This window comes from Paenibacillus sp. FSL H8-0283 (genome assembly GCF_045040675.1).
GTDB classification, from domain to species: Bacteria; Bacillota; Bacilli; order Paenibacillales; family Paenibacillaceae; genus Paenibacillus; species Paenibacillus amylolyticus.
The window spans coordinates 403342-428192 of the sequence record NZ_CP150295.1 but is presented as its reverse complement, the minus strand read 5'-3'; the positions used below and the strand labels follow the sequence as shown (position 1 = coordinate 428192).

The 24851-nt window shown below is 46.8% G+C and carries 22 protein-coding genes; 14 read left to right on the top strand and 8 right to left on the bottom strand.

The features are described from left to right. Nucleotides 1-60 precede the first annotated feature (60 nt). Nucleotides 61-1344 carry an MFS transporter gene (locus tag MHI52_RS02060; protein ID WP_405158348.1) on the top strand — a complete coding sequence of 428 codons (1284 nt, stop codon included), beginning with the start codon at nt 61-63 and terminating at the stop codon, nt 1342-1344. A 41-nt stretch (nt 1345-1385) separates the two neighbouring features. Here the strand turns inward: MHI52_RS02060 and MHI52_RS02055 are convergent, their stop codons facing one another. Next, entirely contained in the window at nt 1386-2447 is a 1062-nt protein-coding gene (locus tag MHI52_RS02055; protein WP_405158347.1) for an alkene reductase, read from the bottom strand. Nucleotides 2448-2603: 156 nt separating this feature from the next. Here MHI52_RS02055 and MHI52_RS02050 point away from each other — a divergent pair, with 156 nt between their 5' ends. The 4 genes from MHI52_RS02050 to MHI52_RS02035 all read left to right on the top strand — a co-directional run bounded on the left by MHI52_RS02050 (nt 2604) and on the right by MHI52_RS02035 (nt 6797). Continuing rightward, nucleotides 2604-3467, top strand: a complete 864-nt coding sequence (locus MHI52_RS02050; protein WP_405158346.1) for a LysR family transcriptional regulator — start codon at nt 2604-2606, stop codon at nt 3465-3467. 63 nt (nt 3468-3530) lie between these two features. Next, nucleotides 3531-5114 carry a helix-turn-helix domain-containing protein gene (locus MHI52_RS02045; protein ID WP_405158345.1) on the top strand — a complete coding sequence of 528 codons (1584 nt, stop codon included), beginning with the start codon at nt 3531-3533 and terminating at the stop codon, nt 5112-5114. A gap of 12 nt (nt 5115-5126) precedes the next feature. Then, entirely contained in the window at nt 5127-6218 is a 1092-nt protein-coding gene (locus tag MHI52_RS02040; protein WP_405158344.1) for an ABC transporter substrate-binding protein, read from the top strand. Nucleotides 6219-6224: 6 nt separating this feature from the next. After that, the gene (locus MHI52_RS02035) at nt 6225-6797 is read left to right on the top strand and encodes a nitroreductase (protein WP_405158343.1); all 573 of its coding nucleotides are present in this window, start codon (nt 6225-6227) and stop codon (nt 6795-6797) included. 114 nt (nt 6798-6911) lie between these two features. On the opposite strand, the gene MHI52_RS02030 is transcribed toward MHI52_RS02035, so the two are convergent. The 5 genes from MHI52_RS02030 to MHI52_RS02010 form a co-directional block, all read right to left on the bottom strand. Beyond that, complete coding sequence (locus MHI52_RS02030) at nt 6912-8978, bottom strand: methyl-accepting chemotaxis protein (protein ID WP_405158342.1); 2067 nt, start codon at nt 8976-8978, stop codon at nt 6912-6914. Between the two features lie 231 nt (nt 8979-9209). Further along, nucleotides 9210-10502, bottom strand: coding sequence for a group II intron reverse transcriptase/maturase (ltrA, locus tag MHI52_RS02025; protein WP_405158341.1), 1293 nt, complete (start codon nt 10500-10502; stop codon nt 9210-9212). A 632-nt stretch (nt 10503-11134) separates the two neighbouring features. After that, nucleotides 11135-12241: a Leu/Phe/Val dehydrogenase gene (locus MHI52_RS02020; protein ID WP_405158340.1), complete on the bottom strand. Its 1107-nt coding sequence runs from the start codon at nt 12239-12241 to the stop codon at nt 11135-11137. A 287-nt stretch (nt 12242-12528) separates the two neighbouring features. Further along, a complete protein-coding gene (gene cdaS / locus MHI52_RS02015) occupies nt 12529-13158 on the bottom strand; it encodes a sporulation-specific diadenylate cyclase CdaS (protein ID WP_338590224.1) in 630 nt (209 codons plus the stop codon). A 210-nt stretch (nt 13159-13368) separates the two neighbouring features. Continuing rightward, complete coding sequence (locus MHI52_RS02010; RefSeq protein ID WP_307417004.1) at nt 13369-14883, bottom strand: DUF6359 domain-containing protein; 1515 nt, start codon at nt 14881-14883, stop codon at nt 13369-13371. 224 nt (nt 14884-15107) lie between these two features. On the opposite strand from MHI52_RS02010, the gene MHI52_RS02005 reads away from it, so the two are divergent. The 3 genes from MHI52_RS02005 to MHI52_RS01995 all read left to right on the top strand — a co-directional run bounded on the left by MHI52_RS02005 (nt 15108) and on the right by MHI52_RS01995 (nt 16392). Next, entirely contained in the window at nt 15108-15401 is a 294-nt protein-coding gene (locus MHI52_RS02005) for a hypothetical protein (RefSeq protein ID WP_076329895.1), read from the top strand. Between the two features lie 153 nt (nt 15402-15554). Then, nucleotides 15555-15710, top strand: a complete 156-nt coding sequence (locus MHI52_RS02000; RefSeq protein WP_017691064.1) for a hypothetical protein — start codon at nt 15555-15557, stop codon at nt 15708-15710. Between the two features lie 124 nt (nt 15711-15834). After that, entirely contained in the window at nt 15835-16392 is a 558-nt protein-coding gene (locus MHI52_RS01995; RefSeq protein WP_405158339.1) for a GNAT family N-acetyltransferase, read from the top strand. A 160-nt stretch (nt 16393-16552) separates the two neighbouring features. Here MHI52_RS01995 and MHI52_RS01990 read toward each other — a convergent pair whose 3' ends face one another. Further along, nucleotides 16553-17329, bottom strand: coding sequence for a Crp/Fnr family transcriptional regulator (locus tag MHI52_RS01990; protein ID WP_235193905.1), 777 nt, complete (start codon nt 17327-17329; stop codon nt 16553-16555). Nucleotides 17330-17702: 373 nt separating this feature from the next. Between MHI52_RS01990 and MHI52_RS01985 the strand changes: the two genes are divergently transcribed. The 6 genes from MHI52_RS01985 (at nt 17703) to MHI52_RS01960 (ending at nt 21915) form a co-directional block, all read left to right on the top strand. Then, nucleotides 17703-18134, top strand: coding sequence for a GAF domain-containing protein (locus MHI52_RS01985; RefSeq protein ID WP_076319582.1), 432 nt, complete (start codon nt 17703-17705; stop codon nt 18132-18134). A gap of 109 nt (nt 18135-18243) precedes the next feature. Then, on the top strand, nt 18244-18894 hold the full coding sequence (locus MHI52_RS01980) for a response regulator transcription factor (RefSeq protein ID WP_017691068.1): 651 nt from the start codon (nt 18244-18246) through the stop codon (nt 18892-18894). Beyond that, a complete protein-coding gene (locus MHI52_RS01975) occupies nt 18887-20002 on the top strand; it encodes a PAS domain-containing protein (protein WP_127548054.1) in 1116 nt (371 codons plus the stop codon). Before MHI52_RS01980 ends, MHI52_RS01975 begins: the two co-directional genes overlap by 8 nt. 270 nt (nt 20003-20272) lie before the next feature. Beyond that, on the top strand, nt 20273-20767 hold the full coding sequence (locus MHI52_RS01970) for an Lrp/AsnC family transcriptional regulator (protein ID WP_036616550.1): 495 nt from the start codon (nt 20273-20275) through the stop codon (nt 20765-20767). A gap of 12 nt (nt 20768-20779) precedes the next feature. After that, nucleotides 20780-21367 (top strand): chromate transporter, encoded by a 588-nt coding sequence (locus MHI52_RS01965; RefSeq protein WP_017691071.1) that lies wholly within the window; start codon nt 20780-20782, stop codon nt 21365-21367. A 2-nt stretch (nt 21368-21369) separates the two neighbouring features. Further along, nucleotides 21370-21915, top strand: coding sequence for a chromate transporter (locus tag MHI52_RS01960; RefSeq protein ID WP_017691072.1), 546 nt, complete (start codon nt 21370-21372; stop codon nt 21913-21915). Nucleotides 21916-22273: 358 nt separating this feature from the next. On the opposite strand, the gene MHI52_RS01955 is transcribed toward MHI52_RS01960, so the two are convergent. Beyond that, nucleotides 22274-24649 carry an Ig domain-containing protein gene (locus tag MHI52_RS01955; protein WP_405158338.1) on the bottom strand — a complete coding sequence of 792 codons (2376 nt, stop codon included), beginning with the start codon at nt 24647-24649 and terminating at the stop codon, nt 22274-22276. Between the last annotated feature and the right edge of the window lie 202 nt (nt 24650-24851).

Genomic DNA, 24851 nt, shown 5'->3' with positions numbered 1-24851 from the left:
CGGATGAACCTCACTGTTTTTGGTCTGGAGTGAAGGTTATCTTGGGGAGGGCTGGAATTATTGTCGTTATTCAAAACGTACGCGGGTCTGAGCCGCGATATCTATTATCTCTGTTTAGCCAGAACGATTAACAGCACGGGAGATTTTGTATTCTCCCTGATTACCTTGGTGCTTACGTTACAGATGGGCATGAATGTGGTCAATGCAGGGATCTTTGTGTCCATGGCAGCCCTGATTAGCGGACCCGGTGTGCTTCTTGGCGGCTATTTAAGCGATCTTATGGGCAAAAAAACAATTATTGTCATCGGGCAACTGTTGTCTGCCATCCTGATTATAAGCTGCTCTTTTTGGTCAGGCACCCTTACCGTTGGTTATCTTCTGATTGCAGTCATGTTTTTCATCAGTATTACCCGGCCTGCTTATAATGCACTGATTATTCAACTGTGCACGGAGGAGAAAGAGCGAAAGTCCGCCTTTTCCCTCATGTATCTGGGGGCCAATCTGGGTATAGCCATCGGACCACTGGTCGCCGGTTTTTTTATCAAGGATCACGTCAACATTGTCTTTATAAGTATCGGTACCGTGTTTCTGATATCTACCTTTATCATCATCAACCAAGTTAAGATCGGCACACGCAAGGAATTGGCATCAACAAACAGCGAACATGCTGGACAACAAGAACAACAACGATCGAGCCAACCACCTTCGCCGTTATTCAGACTACTGCTGAAAAATCCACTTGTTGCCTTCTTCATCGTTGTGTCATTTCTTAACTATTTTATCTATATGCAATACTCATTCAGCCTCCCACTCCAGATGAATCACTCATTTGGCGAGAACGGAGCAGCATATTACGGCTCTGTCATGACCATCAATGCCATTAGCGTCATTATTCTTACCACCGTGATCCTGTCCGCTACACGCAAATTAACTGCCCTAAACTCGATAGCTACAGGCGCACTCTTCTATGGAATCGGATTTGGAGCCTTGAACCTGCTCGGAACCTTCCCCCACTTTTCCATCGTCGCCTTATCCACGGTGCTGTGGACCATTGGAGAGATTCTCGTGCAGACCAATATCAATCTGTATATTGCTTCGCGTGTACCCGACACACATCAGGGGCGGTTTAATGGCTTGCTGTTATTCGTAGGTTGCCTGGGTTATACACTTAGCCCATATTTGACAGGCATTTTCATCAAAAGCATGGACATGGAAAGTGTATGGATCATTATTCTGGCTGTCAGTCTGTTCTATGCGTTGTCTATGATCATTCTCTGGTATATCGAAAAAAGCTCAACAAGAAGAAACGAAATGAAACCGCTGGATCACTCAAAAAGTATCTGAACCTCAGGGCAGCCTATTCTGCCCTTTTTTTCACTTTATTTTCACACCAAAACAGGCAGATGCTTAGCAGCATCATACTCGACCAATCGCTCAACAGCATTCAATTTACGCACCAGATCAGGGTTAGAGATAAACGGTCTGCCGAACGCAGCCAGATCTATGCTTCCCTTACCAATCGCGTGCTCTGCGGTCTGAACATCCAAATCCCCCACACCAATGATGATTCCATCCCACTGACTTCGAATCCGTTCGTGAAAGGACTGCTCCTCTTCCCACGCTTTTGTATATTGGTCTGTTGAGGGATGCAAGATCGTAATTCCCGTCTCACGGAACAAGTTCAGATATGCATCGATCATTCCAGCTTTGTCTACCCAAGCATAGGATGCATCATCATCCTTTTTCTCTGAAAATCGTACCGATATGCGATCCACAGGGATCTCTTTTTTCACAGCCACAATAATATCCCGCAAGAACCGCAATCTGCCCGCTGTGTCTCCTCCGTATTTGTCTGTTCTGTGGTTGGTCTTCTCATTGATAAACTGGTCGATCAGATACCCAAGCGCAGCATGCAGCTCGATCCCGTCGAACCCTGCCAGAACCACATTGCGGGCGGCCGTCTGAAAATGCTGAATTGTATCCGCTATATCCTGTGTACTCATCGCTTGAGGAACCTGATACGGCTTATGTAGCTTATGCACTCTTCCCTCTGCCGCAAGGCTGGAAGGTGCCACTGGAGAGGTTCCGATCAGATCGGAGTGGGACAACCTGCCGACATGCCATAGTTGAGCAATAATGGTGCCGCCATGTCTGTGGACAGCATCCGTTACCCTTTTCCAAGAAGTCGTCTGTTCATCTGTATATAAACCGGGGATGCCGTAAGTGCCTTTGCCTGCCAGATTCGGGTTAATGCCCTCGGTAATGATCAGTCCCACACCATCTCGCGCACGCTGCCCATAATACGCCACCATCTCATCCGTCACGGTCCCCTCCCGATCATCAGCAAATCCCCGGGTCAACGGTGCCATCACAATTCGGTTCCTTAATTGCCACTGATGAATCGTTACCGGGCTTAATAATGTTGAACGTGTATTCGTGTTATCCATGTCATATCCCTACTCTCTTTGTCATTAAGGATATTGTACGGCGGCTCCGATATATCGTAAAATGATTGAAATATATAGTTGTATCTCTTAGAGAGATACCTAACATTAGCATCTGCGGAAGCAATTGAAGTTAATCAACGTTCAGGAGGGGACAGCATGGAACTTTCCGATATCGATATTGTTCTCGCGGTGGCACGTTCAGGCAAAATCTCACAGGCCGCCAAAGAACTGAATTACGCACAATCCAATGTCACTACACGTATCAAAAAACTGGAGCAGGAATATCAAATCCAGTTGTTCAACCGATTTCCCAAAGGCGTTGTACTGACCTCCAAAGGAGAACAGTTCGTCCAGTACGCCACACAGATTCACAACCTTTTACATGATCTAAAGCAGGATATGACCGATCCCGGTGAGCCTTCTGGCACGCTGAAAATCGGCATTGTGGAAACGGCGGCATCCAGCCGCTTTATGGAGATCCTGAATGAATATCAGATAACTTACCCGAAGGTGTCCATCTCACTCGTTAACGCCACTTCACCCAAAGTACTGCGCAAGAAAATACAGGACGATGAGATTGATGGTGCTTTTATCAGCGGGGCTTGTGTGAAAAAAGGTTTGAAGGTGGAATACGAGATGCAGGACGCCGTTCATATCATCTCCAAGCAGATGGATACACCACCCGAAAGTCTGTGCCAAGTATCGTGGGTTGTTTTCCCCGAGGGCTGTCCGTATCGTGAAATGACCGAAGAATTTTTGCAGGAAGAAGGGTTGTCCGCACGTAATATCATCGAAGTGAGTACGATGGAAAACCTGCTCAGCTGTGTGGAGTCTGGAATTGCTTTTACCATTATGCCGTGCAATGTTATTCACAAGAAACCGGATGAATTCTCCGTATTTGATCTGGCAGATCGTTTTACCCATACCACGACAACCTTTGTCCGCGGCGAGGATCGGTATGTCAGCAGTGCGCTGGATCAATTCATGAAGCTACTGAACCAGAAGTGCATTACATTTTGATATAGAGAACTTTTATAAGCAGCAGTATAGTATGTACATTCACAGCAGTCAGGAGAAGATCAGATGAAACTCACGAATCTTTTATATAGGCTCATTGATGCCCGGCGTGTCGACAACAATACTGAACAAGTGTCCTTTCCATCCCGTCCACATCATACGCTGCTTGTTGTGATCAAAGGGATCTTAACCGTCAAAGTCGAAGACAAAGTCATCTCCCTATGCGCTCCTCAAGTCCTTTCCGTCCCGCCTTCTCACACCTGTATCGCAACCACCGAGGTACAGCATGATTTTGAATGTGTCACCTTAACCTACAATGTCTACAACGAAGAACTAGATGGCAACATGCAACGAGTTATTGATCCACATCTTGAATTCATTGCCGCTGTTGTTCCCTCAGCTCCCGTTCTCGCCATTCAAATCCATGAAGGTGGGCAGAAGGAAGATCCATGGGCTGGAATGGCACGTCAGATCCTCTTTCAGGAACTTTGTCTTGTCCTATTGAAGCAAGAGAAGCAAAAATCCCAGGAAGGTACCGCCATGGAAGCGGTAAGGCAGAGCCAAAAATATATCAATACACATTATCAGGATAACTTCACACGCGAAAAACTGGCTGAAATGGCTGGACTGAGTGTCAACCGTTATTCCAGATTGTTCAAAAAAATGATTGGACAAGGTCCCATTGAATACTTGAACGCCGTACGCATCCGGGAAGCCGGTGATCTGCTACTGGCCTCGGACAACACGATCAAACAAACAGCCCGCCAGGTCGGGTATGAAGATGAATTCTATTTTAGCCGAAAATTCAAAGCAACCACCGGATTGTCTCCCATGGTTTATATTAAAAAGCATCGCTCCGTAACACGTATCGCTTCACTTGCCCATCCCTATACGGGACATCTGCTTGCCCTTGGTATTGAGCCTTATGCGGCACTGATTAATCCGTTCCATAGGACATCATATGAATTCAAAAATGTGATTCAAGTGGGCAGAGATCAGCCTGATCTGGAACTATTAATGAACGCACACCCGGAACTGATCATTGGGTATGAAGGAACCGACTATGAAGAGCCCAAAAAAGCCGAATTATTTCGGCATATTGCCTCCACTTGCACCATATCTTTTGCAGGAGATTGGCGTAAACAGTTGTACTCCATTGCACAATCCGTGGGCAAAATAACAGCTGGTGAAGAATGGCTGGAACGTTATGATCTATCGGTCAAACAAAAAATCTCCAGTATACAGCATGCCATCGATGACCACCCTGTGGCTGTGGCGCAATACGAAGATGGACAGTTCCGGGTCTACGGCAACCGTAATCTGGGTACGGTACTCTATGATGATTTGCAGTTATCCGTACCCCAAGCCCTACACCACGTATCCCATTCCCGTATAATGTCACTGGAACAGCTTGTTCAGTCGGATATTGAACACTTCATTCTGTTTACAAGTGGTTATGCAGAAGAGCGTGCGCACATTGTAGCGTCACTTATGCAAAATTCAATCTGGCAGCAATGGAAGGCGGTTCGTATGAATCAAATCTATGAATTGGGCGATTCCTCCCCCTACTCCTGTTATACTTCCTTGGCCCATAATCTGTTTCTGAATCGGGTTAGTCAATTGTTCCTGAGCCAAACGTCCATGCATTAAACAGGAATATCCATGGATTACGATTTGGAATGGACCTATAATTATTTTGATAATGATAATCAAAATCAATTAAAGGGTGTGTACAACGTGTCTTTACCTAATAACCAACGCTTCTCTACCTTTTTCAAATCAGGACGATTCCTTATAACCGTTCTTGTTCTATGCAGCATGCTTGCGGGCTGTGGGACTTCCCAGAACAGTGAGAACTCCCCTTCACCCGAATCCAGTAGGGCAGAGCCATCAACCGCTGAACAGGGAAGTGAGAATACACGTACCATTTCTACGATCAAAGGGGATATCGAAATTCCTGCCGAACCCCAAAAAATTGCGGGTATGCTCTACGTCTTTGCTGACCAGTTACTCGCTCTCGGCATTGAACCAACAGCCATGGTAACGTATAACGATCTCGGATTCCCTGAATATCTGGCGGATCAGATGAAAGATACCACTGCCGTAGGTTCCGGCGAGTCTCCCAATTTTGAAGCATTGCTCCAGGCTGAGCCGGATCTCATTCTGGCCTCCAAAACGTTAAATGAAGCAAACTATGAGCAACTCTCCAAGATTGCTCCAACGATCCTTTTTGATAATGAAGAAAAAGGAGACTGGGAGCGATTCATGGAAACGGCAACTGTTCTTGGCAAAGAAAAAGAAGCCCAAGCGGTCAAAGATGCCTATGATACCAAAGTCACCCAAACCCATGATGAGCTTGCCGTAAAAGCCAAAGACGAAACGGTGGCCTACATGCGCGTGCAGGATAAACAGCTTCAGTTGATTAAACCTGATGATAACTTCACTCTGTTTGGTGCTCTGGGATTAACCCCTGCTTCAGTAGACAGTGTAGATTTCGAGGGATCATGGAATGTGGCAATTTCCGAGGAAATTCTGCCTGAGCTGAACCCGGATCGACTGTTTATCATTCTGCGTCCTGGGGAAGAAAACAAGGTAGTGCTTAATAACATCATGAATACATCCATCTGGGCCAATCTGAATGCAGTTAAGAACGATCATGTATATATCGGTGATGCCAACCTGTGGTTTGCAGGATACGGTCCCATCGGTCTTAGCAAAATTATTGATGAGATCGCTGCTTCCTTCGAGTTATAGAGGGACATGATGAAACCCAAAACAAGTCTTAGGCAGACCGTGATCGAACGACGTACGATTCAGGAATTTAATGGCCTACCCATTCCCTTGGAAACGATTCATGAGATTCTGGAGGACGCGATATGGGCTCCTTTTCACTCCAAAAAGGAACCTTGGCGCTTCATTCTGTTTATGAATGAGGGCAGAGAAACATTCGCAAGCGCTGTATTGAGTACACGCAATCCTGAATTTATAACAAAGTACGGACAACAAATCAGAGCTGCCTATTGTGCAAAGACACCTGTGCATCTGGTTGTGGTTATGACAGCCAACCTGCCCTCCAAGGCGTGGGAAGAGGCTTTTGCTGCAACCTCGGCACTGATCCAGAACATACAGTTGCTCGCCTGGGAACAACACATTGGCGTCGTATGGAAGACAAGTCCTTTCAACGAAAATCCACTATTCTGTGAAGCCATTGGTGTGACATCAGAGGAAAAAATAGTAGGTACACTACACATGGGGTATTTTAACGCTGAAGATCAGCCTATGCCCAAGCCTCGCACACCTCTCCCTCAACTGTTGCATCTCATTGATCACTAAATGGACTAGAGCACATTGATCGAGAGCATAAAAAAAAGGGATGTCCTATAAGTCATGAATATGACAGGGGACATCCCTTGTTCGTGTTATTTTGTTTTAATGAACCTGAGACCCTTACTCCACCTTGAATCGCGCAGCCGATTCGGCCAGCTTTTGCGTCAATTGATCGATCGTATCAACCATGTTGGCCAACTGCTGTACTGTTGAAGATTGCTCCATCATGGTTGCTGTTACCTCTTCAACCGAAGCGGATACCTGCTCTCCTGAAGCCGACAAACTATGGGCAGACTCCAGTACGTCATCCTTGTTCTGTAACATCTCCTGCATCTGTCCTGCCATCGTAGCGATCTGTTGATTAATGACCGTTACCTTCTCCAAAATCAAATCAAATGCCTGACGAGTCTGCAAGACAAGCTCATCCTGTCTGGACGAGATGGTGTGAATTTCGGCAACACTTTGGTTGTTCTCGGCGACATCGGCCAGATTCTGCTCGATAATGCTGGAGATTTCCTTGGATTGGCGGGAGCTCTGCTCTGCCAGGTTGCGGATCTCCTCGGCTACAACTGCAAATCCTCTGCCATGCTCACCTGCCCGTGATGCTTCAATGGAAGCATTCAATGCAAGCAGATTGGTCTGCTTCGCAATCTGGCTGATGGCTTCCGTGATCTGACTAATACTGCCCGAACTGGTTTGAAGTTTGACGGTAATCTCCGAGATTTTCTCCACTTCCCGTTCGTTCACCTCGTTGATACGCATCAGTTCATTCACGACTTCATTCCCATTGTGGAATACCGTTTCGATCTCATCTGCTCTTGCCTTCACATCCTGTGCACTGCTGTTCATGGCAGCCACTTTATCGCCAAAGCTGTTGAATTTGCCTACAATCTGCTCGGTATCTTCCGATTGGGCCTCCATGGCTTTGGCAATCCCCATGGACGTTGCCGATGTCTCATCAATGGATCTTGCCGTCTGTCTGGATGTCTCCTCCAACTCCTGAGTGCTGGCCTGAAGGACATGAATCGAACTATTCATATCGGTAATAAGGTTCCTGTTCTGCTCCACCATACCATTGAAGCTCTCCGCCAGATCCTTGAATTCGCTGTTATACTTGCCATTGGCCTTAACGGTCAGATTGCCTTGAGCAAGCTGTTGGAACAGACCGCTCAGACGTATGATAGGTCTTGTAATACTGCGAGAAATCAGCAATCCCACACCAATAGCCAGAGCAATCCCGATCAATATCACGATAACCATCTGGCGCTGCATATCCTCTATCGGACGCTTGATATCGTCATAATCGTCAATAATGAGCACAGAGAGATCTGCACCCGGAATCTGATTAATACGATAGTAGGTATCTTCTCGATCCATCGAAGTGATTTTCACTTTGTCGGTGGCTCTAGCCTCGATAATTCCCATCGCGTCCTTATCTTCTTCCAGCGTTTGTCCCACAACGGAAGGGTCCAGTGAATCATACATAATGATGCCGCTCCGACTCAGTACTTCAACTCTGCCTTGACCATTGATTTTAATGTCTCCGAGTTGCCCCAGGAAGAAGTTGCTGTCCACCGACATAGCAAGCACACCCAGGTTATTCCCCTCTTCATCGGTGATAGGCTCCGAGAATACAATAATGAGCTTCTTGCCAGTCTTAGAGACGACCGCGTCACTGATGAAGGATTTCCCCTGTATAGATTCCTTAAAATATTCCCGATCTCCCCGTGACTGACCAATGACTTCTGGCATGGTTCCTGCCACCATGATTCCTTCCTTATCAAAAACGAACAGATCTGGCTTACTTCCTTCCGTTTCCGATATACTGTCGGTCAAGATCGTATTGGCCTTATTGAAATACGGGTTCTCATCCGATAAAAATTCTTCATCCGTCATGTCAGTTGTATCACGCAACTTTAAGAGTTCTTTAAAAGTACTATGTACGGATATCGAATGACTCAATTGTTGTTGAAGTTGCATAGCTGTCCAAAGCCCTTCCCCAAGGCGGTCAGCCATCACATTCATTTCATCCTTGCTTTTCTTGACCACAACATCAGATGAAATCATATAACTTGTGGTCGTTGCACCAAGCAGAACCAAAACAACCAATACACTGATCATGAAAGGCAGCTTGATTTTAAGCGACATATTTTTGATCTTATGTCCTACACCTTTTCTTTTCCCCATTTCCTTCTCCCCACTTCCCTGAACCATCTGCATCTGAACGATGTACATACATTATCGGAAAAATCCATAATAAAATTGATCAATTAGGGAAATATTGCCACTGTTTTTCTTTTTTTGAAATTCTGATACTAGAGTAAAAGGCTGGGCAAAACCCAGCCTCTCCTCATCAAACCGTACGTGAGGTTTTCCCTCATACGGCTTTCCGATGTTTGTCATTCATGGGCATGCAGATTACAATAGCGTTTTTAATTCATATTGACTGGCGATGTACTTAACCTCAGCTATTGAACCCATCCATTTTCTGCGTTGTCTCTTCTTCGCGTACCACCGTGTTAACCGTTGCAACATATACCAATCCAGCTTAGCTAGTCTCTTTTGGCTGTAACTCGTGTAGTAATAGTTTCTCCACCCTTGAATTTTCGGATTGAGCCATTTCACATGTTCCGCAAACGATCTAGATCGCATACTCGGTGGGGATAATCGCTCTTTAATGACTCCACGAATTCGTTCTTCCGCCTTTTTGGTTAGCCATTGCTGTGTGGTGTAATATACCTTCCCTTGCGACGTTTCTGCTTTCGTTTTTCGGTGGTGCATTCCTAAGAAGTCGAATCCCTCGTTTCCTGTCCATAGACCTACAATGCGAGTTTTGGTCGGGTGCAGGGTTAGCTCCAGACGTTCCATAATTTTGCCTATGTGTTCATACGCATGCTCGGCGTCCTTTTTGGTTTTACAGATGACTACAAAGTCGTCTGCATACCTTGTCAGTTCTCCCAGACCTCTTCCATGTTTCTCCCATAGTCGGTCAAAATAGTTCAGATAGATATTCGCCAGAAGCGGTGAGATCACACCACCTTGCGGCGTTCCTAAATCGGAGCGCCTTACGTTTCCTTCTTCCATCACTCCCGCCTGAAGCCACTTCCGTATTAATTTCAGTATCCGCCTGTCGTTGATGCGCATCTGCACCAATTTCATAAGCTTCTCTTGATTAATGTTATCGAAGTAACCTTGGATATCGACGTCGACTACCCAATTCCCTTTGCGGTTGCAGGCTTTCCGAATTCGTTCCAGCGCTCCTTTCGCACTTCGTTTTGGGCGAAATCCGAAGGATACGTCCTCAAAATCCGCTTCAAAGATGGGTTCAATCACCAGTTTCGTTGCCATCTGTATGACTCGGTCGCGCACGGTGGGTATGCCCAGCGGCCTTTGCTTCCCATCTTTCTTGGGGATATAGTGCCGCCGTACAGGCCGCGGATGGTAGTTGCCTTCTTTCAACGCTCGTTCGCAGTCCTTAAGGAAGTTCATTTCTCCTTGTTCCTCCACATCTGCCAGCGTCATGGCATCTACTCCTGCTGCTCCCTTGTTCGCTTTCACTCGTCTCCAGGCTTCGCACAAAACATCTCCCCGGTAGACTTTGTCGTACAAGGCATGGAATTTACGCTTGCTGTTCTCCTTGGCCACATGACCTAGCTTTTCTTGGAGTTGTTGAACTTTTTCCTTTGGTGTTGTTAGCCGATTGGCATTCACTCACTCGTACCTCCTCCAAAAGCATAAACAAAGCAGGGCTCCTTCCCTCCCCAAGGTTATGTTGTCCTTGGGTTCTTCGGTACTATGAGCCCCTCGGACTCCCTTCCCACAGACGTTTCACTTCGTCTTTTGGACTTATAGAGCATCTCTTTACGAATTCCTAAAAAAAAAATCCGTGTGGGGGAGGGTCTCCCCAGTTCACTGCATGATCTTTCAAGCCATGCCGCTCCCTTTACGCCGGAAGGTTCTTCACTGTTGTTCCAAGTTCTGCACAGCTTCCTTGGCCTTCATCTATATGACCGAGACTCGGCACCTTCTTTTCCCCCTTGCAGGGCCTTTTTGACGACGCGGCAGGATTCACTTCATGTTACGGCCTGGCTTGTTGCTCGCCCTGTTTCTGACAGGTACTTTTGTCGATGCGCTTTTGCACACAGATTTCGCCATATGCAAGCATCCTAGCTACCAAGGTGGCTTGGCCCCTCCTTGGGTTGGACTTTCACCAACAAGATCATGCGTGCCTCTGGGCACGCGCAACATAAAAAAATGGCCTGTCAGATCGACTATCCATCTTGGAAATGGATGTTGCCGTTATCTAACAGACCGTTTTAAGTTTTTTTATGAATCTATTAAGTTTACTTGCGCAATCTCCGGGAACTCAATGAGTGATGACCATTCTGCAAGAATGTACTGCGCGTATTCTTCATCTGTTCAATCCGTCGCTCAGCCAGACGATCTGCGGCAACATAGGTTGCGATGCCCTCGGTACGTGAGCTTTCGAATATTTTCTCCAGAGTGGAATAGATCTCTCCGATCTTGCTCCACGCCCGATCCGCGTTATAACCGTTCAACTCATCCGCAATGTTAATTACGCCACCTGCATTGATAACATAGTCAGGCGCATATACGATGCCCATATCATACAGCTGATCCCCATGACGGGTCTCCAGCAGCTGATTATTGGCACAGCCCGCTACAACCTTTGCCTTGAGCGTTCTGAGCGTATCGTCATTAATCGTGCCGCCCAGTGCACATGGTGCATAGATATCACATTCCACACTCGTGATGTCTGCGGGATCAACTGCTGTTGCGCCGAAGCGGTCCACAGCCTGTTTCACCGAGTCCTTATGGATATCCGTAACGATCAGATGTGCACCTTCCTCATACAGATATTTGCACAGATGCATCGCCACATTGCCGACACCTTGGACCGCTATCGTTTTACCCTCCAGCAGATCGGTACCAAATGCTTCTTTGGCTGCTGCCTTGATCCCACGATATACACCCCAAGCCGTTGCAGGCGATGGGTTACCGGATGAACCATAACTCGCCGAGATGCCTGTTACATAATCGGTTTCCTGATAGATCAGGTTCATGTCCTCTTCCGTTGTTCCCACATCTTCGGCCGTGATATAACGTCCGTTCAACCCTTGAATATATCGTCCAAACGCCCGAAACATTGCTTCGTTTTTGTCGCGCCGCGGATCTCCGATGATAACGGTTTTGCCACCGCCCAGATTCAGGCCGGATACCGCATTCTTATATGTCATACCACGGGCAAGGCGCAGGGCATCTTCAATGGCGGCTTCTTCTGAAGCGTAAGTCCACATCCGCGTGCCTCCCAGCGCAGGGCCGAGTGTTGTGTCGTGTATGGCGATAATTGCTTTCAACCCTGAATTTCGATCCTGGCACAGAACCAGTTCCTCATAATTGTGATGCTCCATTGCTTCAAACCAACTCATGTGCTAACCGTCTCCTCCAACCATTTTTGCGATCCAATCGCATTGTTCTCTATTCATTGACCATCCTCTATTGTACCCATGAATACCCAGTTTGTGCAAAATCACATCGCAATGTCAGAGAAGCATCGATCGATGTTTCTCATATGGCGGGAGCAAAGCTGTCGAATTTCAGATTATAATTTTATCGTCTATCCATAGAAAAACCTCTCTCCCTTACAGGAGAAAGGTACAATTCTCTCAACTACATCAACCTATTCGCCCCGAGTAGGCCAATTAATCGTTCACATTTAAGGGAGCGTCTCAACCACATTGATTGGATGCAAATCGCCATCTACAGCAAATGAAGCCTGTCCTGTCTCCTCGGAGACAACTAATACAACCGCATCCGTCAATTCACTGAGTCCCAGTGCTGCCCGATGACGAGTGCCTATTTTTCGTTCATGCACTTCCGCTTGCGACAACGGCAGCACATTACCAGCGGATACAATCTGATTGCCACGAATCAACACAGCCCCATCATGCAGAGGTGCACCGGGAATAAACAGCGATTCCAGCAACGCATGCGTCACTCTTGCATCCACAGTCACGCCTGAGTGAATGATCGACTCCAACGGAATCTCCCGTTCAATCACAATCAACGCCCCATATCTCCGGTCAGATAGATGCTGTACGCTCGATGTTAATTCGGCAAACTTCTCGGTAAAGGGTGACAGATAACAATCCAGGTAAAACGAAGAGGCGAGCACCTCAATCTGCTTAATTTCCGCTCGAATCTCTGCAAACTGCCCCAACAGACAGACACTGTCATTGTCAAAACGGGATAACGTCATGTTCATTCGATCCGCCACACGATGCAGATCTGCCTTGAGCTTCTGTCTCATCGAGGAACTGTCACAGTCTGCTTGGTGAGTCATCATTCGCCGCCTCCTCTGGTTGGGTTGGGCTTCACGCCGCATCATTAGTACCCATACCTTCCCCTCCGTAGCAGATATTTATGCAATGGCAGGGTGGTATGAGCTAATCACGAGCTTCATTGTAACTGATATAACAAGCAAAAAAAGAGCCTGTCCGCAAAACTCCACGGTCAGACCCTATTCGCATAATAATTTGATGTTTGTCTACTTTACTTATTGCGCTTTGCCGTATGAACCTGTCTTAAATGTAGTCGGATCATACCATTTGTACCCTGCCGCTGGTGCAGCCCATGGCTCAAGTTGCGGCTCGGTTGATGCGGCCGGAGCTTCGATAGGAAGCAGGCTTGTTGCCGTATCCAATGTCAGTCCTGGCACTTGTGCCAGACTGGTGTAGCTCTCTTTGACCGCGAGCCATTTCACAGTATTCACAAGGAACGTTGCATCGTCCACTTCTTTGAATCCATCATAGGTCTTCTTGGTAGCACCGGTCTCTTCACGCAAATATTTCGGAGTCGCGTCTTCTACAGGTGAAGAGTCACCGATAAATGCGGCTTTGCCTGCACCAACCTTTGCAATGGCAGCATAGGCTCCTTCAGCTCGTCCACCACCATTATATACGCCCTGATCCACGGCATTGCCCCACTTGGACACACCACTTGGTACATAGACCAAGCCTTTGGCTTTGTTCGGGTCTATAATCGCAATGGTCGATCCCGCATGCATGGCTACAGAATTAACACCAGCTGTAATGCCGAAGGATTGTGCAGGTGCAACGATATCCGATGCATTTACATCTCCAAGGGCATTGTAGCGGAAACGAACACCAAAGTTCGTCGCGAGCCAGTCTGAACTCGTCACACTCTGCATCGCTGGTGATTCGGCTTCAGCCGAAGACATGCCTTTGGCCGGATTCAGGAAGGCACCGCGGCGATAGCCGTTAAATACTTCGGAAGAATCCCAGCGGTTTTTGTTGCGGTCTGCATTATAGTGGTCGGAGATGAAGAAGATACTTCCTCCGTTCTGCACGTACTGCACCAGCGCTGCCTGCTCAGTCGCTTTGAACGGCACGTTGGCTTCGCCGATGACAAAGACGTCGTAATCTTTCAATTTATTATAGGTGATAGCTTGCTCACCGAATGTATACGGGATGCTGCGTTCCAGCTGATCCACGGCAAAGCCTGCGTTTCGCAAACCATTGGCAAAATCCGAAAATGCCCCGTCAATAATCCAGTCGGCAGCACCTGCTGTCTGGGCGTGGGTATTATCAAACAATACTTTCTTGCCGGTACCGTCCGGCAGTGTTGTACCCGGGTTTGGTTCTGGATCAGGATTGGTTGTTCCGGAGGAAAGTGTGATGGACGTTGGGTTTTTGACTCCTGCATAGCTGTTGTAGGCACCTAAGGTTCCGGTTACGATGATCTTTTTTCCTACAAGACTGGGGTTGGACGCCAATCCATATTGCGAACGGAAAGATGAGGGAATCTGTACATCCAATAATCTGGCGTTGGTCCGCTCTGACGCTGAATCCGCAATCAGAACATTAAAATCATTGGCATACGGAGATGTAAACTTCGCGGTAAGCGACCCGGTAGCATGTCCAACAATGATTCCTTCAACCGTTGCTGTGCCTCCACCGCTCTGGGCAGCGATGGCCTGAGATACCGTAAGTGGTGCTGCAGCTTGTACCGGACTTTGCGAACCCGGCCCCAGCAGTGCGGTTGCCATCATGATAAAGACCAGGAATGCCCCGATCCAGTGCTGCCATAACGCCTTCTTCATATTCCCTTTCTCCTCCTCCAAATTACCTGATAATGGCTTATCCTCCTTTAATTTAATTGTTCATATGCTGAATTCCTCTTTCTTTTTGTAAAGTTTATGAAAAAGTTTAGAAGTTGAGTCTATTGGCCCATACTGATTATCATTAGAATTACATTTACCGAAGGAGTAAAACGATGATGAAGTTAATATTTTTGTTGCTCTTGTTGATTGTTCCGCTGATTATGGCTTATGTTGCTCTTCGTTCCCGCATGGTTACCCGAGTATTCCATATTCTTGCGCTACTCTGTTTCTACAGTGCGGCAACCGTCATAGCTGGTGATGTATATGCGACGAATGCTCATATGACCACATTCACCACCGAGATTCACCATTTCCTGTTGAATGGCTGGTTCCTGTATCCATCTGCATATCTCGGTGTATACATTCCCTATGTGCTGTGGATGAGCCTATTTTCAGAAAAAAGTTGAATTCGATGCGGACTTGGGATTGCATTTTGCCAGCGTTCATTGCATAATGAATATATAAACATGATAATGATTATCATTCTTGAACTTGTCTCTTTGTAACTTTCTACTGCATATGATTTTACGATTTTATAGATAAAGGGGAACGAACATCGAATGAATACAACTCTGCAAAAGGCTGATCTGCAGCTTGACGATTATTTGGATCTTCTGAACCTGGCAACCAATCTGGGTGATACGAGATGGCAAAAGGAAATTATCCGCAAGTTGGCTTATACTTATCCCGCAGTTCAATGTAAACAACCACAATAGCATTCCACATACATCATAGATCTACATTATGGCTCATGACCGATTCATTCGTTGAATCTGTTATGGGCTATTTTTGTTGTACAATGGACAGTAAAGTTATTCAAACATGAAGGAGTGAACAACGATGCAATTGGAGACCGAACGACTCATCATCAGGGATATTCTGGAGACAGACTGGAAAAGTATACATAGCTACACATCCATGCCGGAAGTTACACAGCATACAGCGTGGGGGCCGAATACCGAAGAGGATACACGAGCTTATGTGCAGTTTGTGTTGGACATGCAGCAGACCAAACCACGAGAAGGCTATGAACTGGCGATATGTTTGAAAAGTGATGGAAGACTCCTCGGCGGAGTCGGTATTCACGTTATGGAGAAAACCAATGCAGAGATCGGTTATGTCCTTAACCCCGCTTACCAAGGGAATGGTTATGCCGCCGAAGCAGCCAGTGCTCTACTAGGCTTCGGTTTCAACGAACTGGGCATTCACCGGATTTACGCCAAATGTCGTCCGCACAACACAGCTTCGGAGAATGTCATGAAGAAGATTGGCATGCAGTGTGAAGGTCTGCTGCGGGAGCACTGGTTCTACAAAGGTTCCTTTCATGGCTCTGTGATCTATTCGATTCTCTCCAGTGAATATGCACATGAACAATTTCAAAGAAACACAAAAAGCTGACTCCCATATATGGGACGCCAGCTTTTCTTTTACTCCGTAACAACCCCAATCGCCAATGGAGGTGAAGCCTTGAAGCCTCATTTGGAATCCAAATCAAATTTGTTCCTCGGGAATGCAACCGTTGTGCTTCCCTCAACTCGGAACACCGGAACAAGTTATTTTACAGTCGGCACAGCTCTACCGGACAGCTCGGGAATGTAGGACATCCACACATACAACGCAGGGCTGCCAGGTCACGAATCATCAGTTTGCCGTCCATCATATCCAGCGTACCTTGTTCCTTCCATGCCCCCAGCATCCGCGTTACGCTCTCCCGGGTAGCTCCAATCATCTCGGCAAGATCGGTATGGTTCAGCTTCATGTCCAGCACAATACCATCCGGTGTAACCCTACCATACGAATTGCTGGCACGGATCAGTGTCGAAGCGAGCGCACCCGCCTTGCCATAGAGCAGCAAATCACGGAATCTCGACTGGGTGATCCGCTGCGACAGTGCCATCCATTGCAAGAATTTCAAGGCAAGGTCGCCATGTTTGCTGAGTATACTTTCCAGATCGCTAAGCGAGATAATGGCCAGTTCCCCTTTTTCCGCCATCTCTGCACTGTAGCTATGATTCAATCCGCCGATGCCACCGAATTCACCGATGAGATCGCCGCTTTGCTGAATGGATAAAATAATTTCCTTGCCATCCTCCGTCGACTTGGTCATTTTCACTCGTCCCGAACGAATGTAGTACAGATATCCGGCTTCATCGCCTTCGAGAAAGAGACTATACCCCGACTTCACCCGTTTGGGCTGCATTTTTGCTTCAATCAGGCCCCATTGCTCAGATGTAACGAACGAAAGGATTCCGCCTGTTTCTCGTGTCATTTTGCCCGCCTCCGTTTGTTTCTGCTCTGCTCTCTGGGTTGTTCTTTCTACAAATACTGTACCCATAACCTTCGTCCCCCTCGGTGATTCCTTATGTATCCATCATACCGCGAAAGTAGCGCGAGGGTTATCGGGGGATTACCTGATCATTAACGAGAAACTCCCTGAATTTGCTGTGAGAAAAGTCACATTTCACCGATATGCCTCATCCTTCGCATTTCTTCAATCCCTTGGTGCACCTGATTCAGGAGTCCTCCACTGCCTAAGTTCAGTAGATTATAGAACGGAAATAGGGGTTTTCCCTGAATTACAACGTACGAGAAAGGGTCTACAATAGAATTAACATTGTAATACCCTTACTTTAAGATGATCCTAAAAGGTTAATGATAATAATTACAGGTTACGTACGTTATAATTTCGAAAAAGGAAGTGTCCTCTCATGCATGATGAACTGCCATCTGGCATTCAGGAGATGATCGACGGCCTGCGCCTGAACACATCCAGCGACTTCTGTGGACTTGCCTGTCTGAACGGGACGATGCTACGCTGGAAGTATACCTCTGGGGCTAGTAATGAACGGGTGAAACGCATGGAAATGCGCCCCGGACAAGATCTGGTGGGCACAGCCCTTCGGACTGGACGCACAGCTCGATCTGATGCACAATCCACCGGAGAGCATACACCCGGTCGTTGCCCGTTAATGCTTGCTGAGCGGCTGGTATGTGCCATAGCGGTACCTGTGTTCCAGGAAGGAAGCGTGCCTGGCGCCGTGCTGCTCGTTGGCAGCAGACTGCCTTGCACCTTCTCATCGGACATGATCCGGCAGACGGAGCAAGTAGCTCTACATCTTCAGCCGAAGGTGTTTGGATAAAAGTTTGAACTAGAGCGTGAGAGAAGCTATTCGGAGATTAAAGCTCTGAATGGCTTCTTTTTTTGTTATGATATAGATAGAACTAGGGAAGCGGACAGGGGGAAATCATGTGATTCAACTATTAGTTGTAGACGACCATGTTGTCGTACGTTCCGGGCTGATCGCCTTACTTGAAGGAAAGAATGATATACATATCGTTGGAGATGCCGCAGATGGCGATGAAGCCATTGCCAAGGCTCAAGAGTTGAAGCCAGATGTAGTCTTGATGGATTTCAGCATGCCGCCAGGCAAAGACGGTCTGACCGCTACGGCTGAATTGAAGAAATTGATGCCAGATGTCTCCATTTTGATACTAACCATGCATGACGATGAAGAATATCTGTTCCGCGCCATCCATGCGGGAGCATCCGGATATATACTCAAAAGTGCGCCGCATGAAGAATTGCTTGCTGCGATTCGTTCCGTAGCAGAGGGTAGCGCCTATCTGTACCCCAGTGCAACCAAGCGGCTGATGAGTGAATACCTGGACAAAGCCAAACAGGAAAACGCCGGACCGTATGACACGTTATCCGAGCGGGAGAAAGAGATTTTGTCCTGGATTGCCAAGGGTTACGCCAACAAGGAAATCGCCGAACATCTGATCATCAGTGTCAAAACGGTCGAATCCCACAAAAGCAATCTGATGGAGAAACTTGGCCTGCGTACACGACCGGAACTGGTGAAGTTCGCTATGAAAAAGGGGTTGCTGAACTTTGAGTAGTGCACGCAAGAACAGATTAAGTGGACTCGCAGACCAGCCCGTACGCCTCCTGCTGGACGAAATCGATAATCACATTACGGATAATGAATTTCGCAGCAGGTTGAAGGGTTCCCTGCATCAACTGAGTGATCTGAAATTTGCCTTGGATGAATCCTCCATTGTAGCCCTGACAGACCGCAAGGGTAAAATCCAGTATGTGAATGATAAATTCTGTGAAATCTCACAGTATGAGCGCGAGGAACTGATCGGTAAGGATCATCGAATCATTAATTCCGGATACCATGGCAAAAGCTTTATGAAAAACCTGTGGGACACGATATCCTCAGGTAAGGTATGGAACGGGGAAATTCTCAATCGTGCCAGAGATGGCAGTCATTATTGGGTCAACACCACCATCGTGCCTTTCCTTGATAACGACGGGGAGCCATATCAATACCTAGCTGTACGCAGCGAGGTCACCAAGCTGAAATCCGTCGAAGCCGAATTGCAAAAGATGATGTCCCAAGTGATGAATATTCAGGAAGAGGAACGACGCCGGATCTCGCGTGAACTGCATGACGGGATTGGACAGAGTCTCTTCTCTCTGGTGATTCAGATGGATCGCCTGCTGGCAGACCAGCCTCACCCCGGGGTTGAAGCACTTCGTAAGCAGGTCACGGGTATCATGGAAGATGTACGCGGTATGGCATGGGAGCTGAGACCATCCGTTCTGGATGACCTGGGTGTTGTTCCGGCGATTCGTACGTATATCGAGAATTACACCCGACACTACGGGATTGAAGTTGATTTGGAATGTAATTTGCGCAAACGACTGGAGATGAACCGGGAGATAGCCATCTACCGAATTATTCAGGAAGCCTTAACCAATGTCGCAAAGTATGCCGATGTTGCCGAGGCACGTGTTACTATAGAAGACGCTGAGAACATGACGATGGTTATTATTGAAGACCAGGGTGCTGGATTCAGCGAAGCAACCGCTGGCAATGGCGTTGGATTGTTTAGTATGGAAGAGCGTGCCCGTGGTGCAGGAGGAACGTTGAGAGTTTCTTCCGAGCCTGGCGAAGGGACTACCGTTACCCTTTTATTGCCCAAGACAGCACAGGGATAACCGTACATGCTTCGTATCACACTTTGTGCTTTACTCCAGCTTATCTATTATTTAACGGCTGCTCGCTATTGGACTATGCGAGTGGTCTTTTTATTTCCGATTGGTCGAAATGACAAAATGAAGGCTCAAAATCGGTTAAATTCAATAATCATGATAAATAGATTGACTCCAGTTACGATTCGTCATTAAACTATGAATGCCACATACACATTGTATGTTTAGTAAAATTTTATTGTTTATTTCATATAGCGAGAGAAAAGGATGGTCAACATGTCAGAGAAACGCTCCTCCAAAGGAGGAGAAATTCCACAAATGTACAATCTGGACGAGATGGATCGCAAAATCATCGCCGCGCTTCACCACAACAGCCGAATATCCTATACGGATCTGGGTACACAGATCGGGTTGTCACGTGTAGCCGTTCAGGCGCGCATCAATGCGTTATCCGAAAAAGGAATCATCGAACGCTTCACCGTTGTGATCAACCCTGGCAAAGTTGGGCTTCAAGTCTCGGCCTTTTTCAATGTCGATGTCGAACCGCCCTTCCTGGATGAAGTCGCTGAGAAACTGGATGAAGAGCCAGCCGTCACCAGCCTTTATCATATGACAGGCCCGAGTACACTGCACATGCACGGTATTTTTGCGGATATGGAAGAGATGGAGCAGTTTTTGCTGGAGAAGCTCTATAAGATGCCGGGTATCGTCAAAGTGGAATCACAGCTATTGTTGAAACGTTATAAAAGCCGGATGGGCATGAGACTCTAGGAGGAAATCAGCATGGGTTGGAAAGATTACAACGGTCTCGTCATCGGAATGGTACGAACCGGAATTCTCGGATATGGCGGCGGCCCTTCGGTGATCCCGTTAATCCGTTACGAAGCCGTTACGCGTTACAAATGGGTCAGTGATGAGGAGTTCGGCGAGATTTTGGCTATCGCCAACGCCTTGCCGGGTCCCATCGCGACCAAAATGGCCGCATATCTCGGTTATAAAACCAAAGGTGTGCTGGGCGCGATCGTGTCTGTACTCGCTCATATTTTGCCGACAAGTATTGCCATTATTGCTCTGCTCGGTTCCATGTACGCGCTACGCGAGTCGAAAGTGGTAGCAGGCATGGTAGCCGCCGTAAGGCCAGTCATTTTTGTCATGCTGGGCATGATGGCTTATGAATTTGCCATGAAAGCCTGGAAGGGACTTGGTAAAGTTTTTGCCGCCCTATTCGGCGTAATTGCCTTTGTACTATTGCAGCTGCTGGATATCCATCCGGGGATTGTGATCGCAGTTTTCCTTGGATATGGTGTCTTCCATCTGGATTTGGTTCAGCGCTTCAAGTCCAAAGGCGAGTCCGATAAGGGGGTGTCCTAAGGATGCTCCAGACCTGGTGGGAATTATTTTGGGGATTTTTCGTAGCAAACATCTTGGGATATGGGGGCGGTCCAGCTTCCATCCCGCTTATGCAGGAAGAGATTGTGAACCACTACCAATGGATGACCACCGAGCAATTCGGTGATGTACTGGCGATTGGTAACGCCCTTCCCGGCCCGATTGCAACCAAAATTGCTGCATTTGTCGGGTACCACGTAGCAGGCTGGTTTGGGGCATTTATCGCAAGTTTTGCCACAATCGTGCCTTCCGCAACCGCACTAATTATATTACTTCGTCTGTTGAACAAACATCGCACGTCACCAAAAGTCAAAGGTATGACTCTACTCGTACAGCCTGTTATCGCTGTACTCATGATTCTGCTCACATGGGAATTCGGGCAGCTGTCCACTGATTCCATCGGCATCTGGCAGACGTTGATCATTGCAGGCATCTCGCTCTGGGTCATGACCAAAACCAAGTTGCATCCGGCCATTCTGATTGTGATCGCTTTTGCCTATGGTGCGCTGGTACTGTCTCACACGATGTAGTAGTAGAACATACGGGGAACGTCACAGAATCACTTGGTTATACATCTGTAATAGGATGGTGTATGCGAGGGTTCTGGACGTTGGCGAATGGCTAGATTATTTTCATTTTCTAAGGAACTCAGGACGTCTTATTTGGTCTTTAGATCCTCTTTATAAATTGTAAGGAATCTCAGACACGTTATTCACCAAAAATACCTGACAAAAGTGCTATAACAGACTGTACTTTCCGATATAACGTGTCTCAGATTCGTTAGCGCTTGAAGACATGCCTAGTTTATAAACAAAAAACGGTGATGCCAGCTATTAGCTGGCATCACCGTTTTATTTGCGCGTTTCACACTCACATTTGGAAAAGCAATTACTTCGCTTCAACCACTACCGTTACTTTGGTTTTCACACCTGCAAATGTTACTGTAATCGTTGCTTTACCTTTGCCGTTCGCCTGAATGATTCCATCTTTCACCGATGCTGTTGCAATACGGGAAGATTTCCAGAGAGCCGGTTTGGATACATCAGCTTCACTGCCATCGGCATACGTTGCAGTTGCAGCCACGGTTACCTTTTCACCAGGTTTCATGGTCAACGTTACTTTATCCGTCTGCAAATATTTCAGTGTATCCACATCTAGAGCAATCGTTACAGACTTGCTGCCGTATTTTGCTGTGATTTTGGCTTTACCTGAACCTGTAGCTTTGACTTTACCTTTGGTCACTTGAGCTACTTTGTAGCTGTTCGTTTTCCATTCAGCTTTGTCAGAAACATCACGCTCGCTACCGTCGCTCAAGAAGGCAGTTACCGTCAGATCAGCTGTATCGCCTGATTTCAGGGAAAGAACCGGCTCGGAAGCTTCAATACGTGTGATGACATCCACTTCAACTTGGATCGTCACTTTTTTGGAGCCGTATTCTGCTGTGATGTTGGCTTTACCACTGCTGTTACCTGTGATCACGCCTTTTTTCACATCTGCTACACGTGCATTGCTGGATTTCCAGGTTGCTTCGGATGTAACATCCAACGTGTTGCCGTCCTCATCCGTACCTGTTAGAAGGATCGTCTGAGTTTCTTTGGCAGACAGAACAACGAAGTTCACATCTGCTTCCAGTCCACTAGCCATACCTACTTCAACAGGCAGAGTCAGTGTTTTGCCTTCAATCTTCGCGGTAATGGTTACTTTACCTGTAGCAACACCTGTGATAACCCCTTTGCTATCTACCTCAGCGATTTTGTCGCTGCTGCTGCTCCAAGTTGCATCTTCAGATACATCTTTGGATGTTTCACCATACAACGCCAGTACTTTGGCAGAAGTCGTTCCACCAACGGCTACCGATGCTTTTTTCTTGTCCATCTCATACTTGTCTGCTACGTCTACATTCACTGTGAATTTAACCGTTTTACCGCCATAAGCTACAGTGATCGTAGCCGTACCGGATTTGTATGCAATTAGATCGCCGTTTGATACATATACGACATCTGGATTGCTTGAAGTCCATGTTGCTTTGGAAGTTACATTTTCTGTACTGGCATCAATATATTCGGCATTGGCTACCAATGTCTTAGACTTGTTATCACCGGTAACACTCATGGCGAGCTTGTCATTTACATCTTTGATATCCAGATATCTTGCCGTATCTACATCTACAGCAATTTCTACAGTTTTTCCACTATAGGTCGCTTTGATCGTTGTTGAACCTGCGCTAATGGCTGTAATCTGCCCCTTGAATACCGTTGCAACTTTCTCGTTGCTGGATGTCCATGTCGCCTGATCCGTTACATTCACATCGCTACTGGTTGGATAAGAAGCCGTTAATACGATATTGGCTGTATTCTTGTCCCCACCCAAACGGAAGAAAATACTTTGTTTCTCCACACTCAGCTTGCTGGTCAGATCCACATCCACGTCAACGGATACAGATTTCGTACCGTATTTGGCTGTGATCTTGGCAGAACCTGCCGAGTATCCTGTAATTTCGCCTTTGAGAACATCTGCGACCTTCTCATTGCTGGATGTCCACTCCGCCAGATCGGTTACATCTTTGGTTGTACCATCTGGATACGTAGCCGTCACTTTCACACTTTCACTTTTGTTCAACAGCAAGTTAACTTGCTGTTTATCTACATCTACACGTTTAACCACTTCAACGTTAACATCCACCGTCACGCTTTGGCTGCCAACTTTGGCTGTGATCACAGCTGTACCCGCGCTTTGTCCAGTTACTTTACCATTCACCACGGTAGCAACCTTCTCATCACTGGTAGACCATTCTGCAGTACTTGCTGCTTCATTATTTGTTTCATTGTCACTATACGTTGCTGTCAAAATAATTTCTTTTGTATCTCCCGTGCGCAAATCCAGACTTTGCACGTTTTTCGAAAGGGCTTTGACCTTCTTCGTTACTTTCACTTGAACGGTCTGACTCTGGCCCTGGTAAGCTGCGGTAATCGTCGCTTTACCTTCTTTTTTGGCCGTGATTGCACCATTATATACAGTTGCTATCGAAGTATCTTCGCTACTCCAGGTTGTACTAATCGTTACATTAGCCGAGGTATTGTCTGAATATACCCCTGTCACCGTAACAGACCCAGAATCACCAACTTCGAGCGACATCTCATTCTTGGAAACCACAATTTTGGACAGTTCTTTATCTGCCGCAGCGGCCAAGCCTACGTTGGAAATACTCAGCATCAACACCAGCATCATCACCATGTACTTGGTCAATCTTGGCTTTAACATCATTTCCCCCCGATTATCATCATTTTTTTCCTTATGTTTTATGTCGGCAAGTTCTTTCCAGATGTTTAGACTTTCAGGAAATTTTCAGGGAATTCTATGGAAATTAATTTATCTTCTATTCCTGTTTCAACCGATCATACCTGCGAATATTGCGCATACCTATGTATATTGGCAGTCTTGAACTTCTTTTAACAGGATTGGAGGA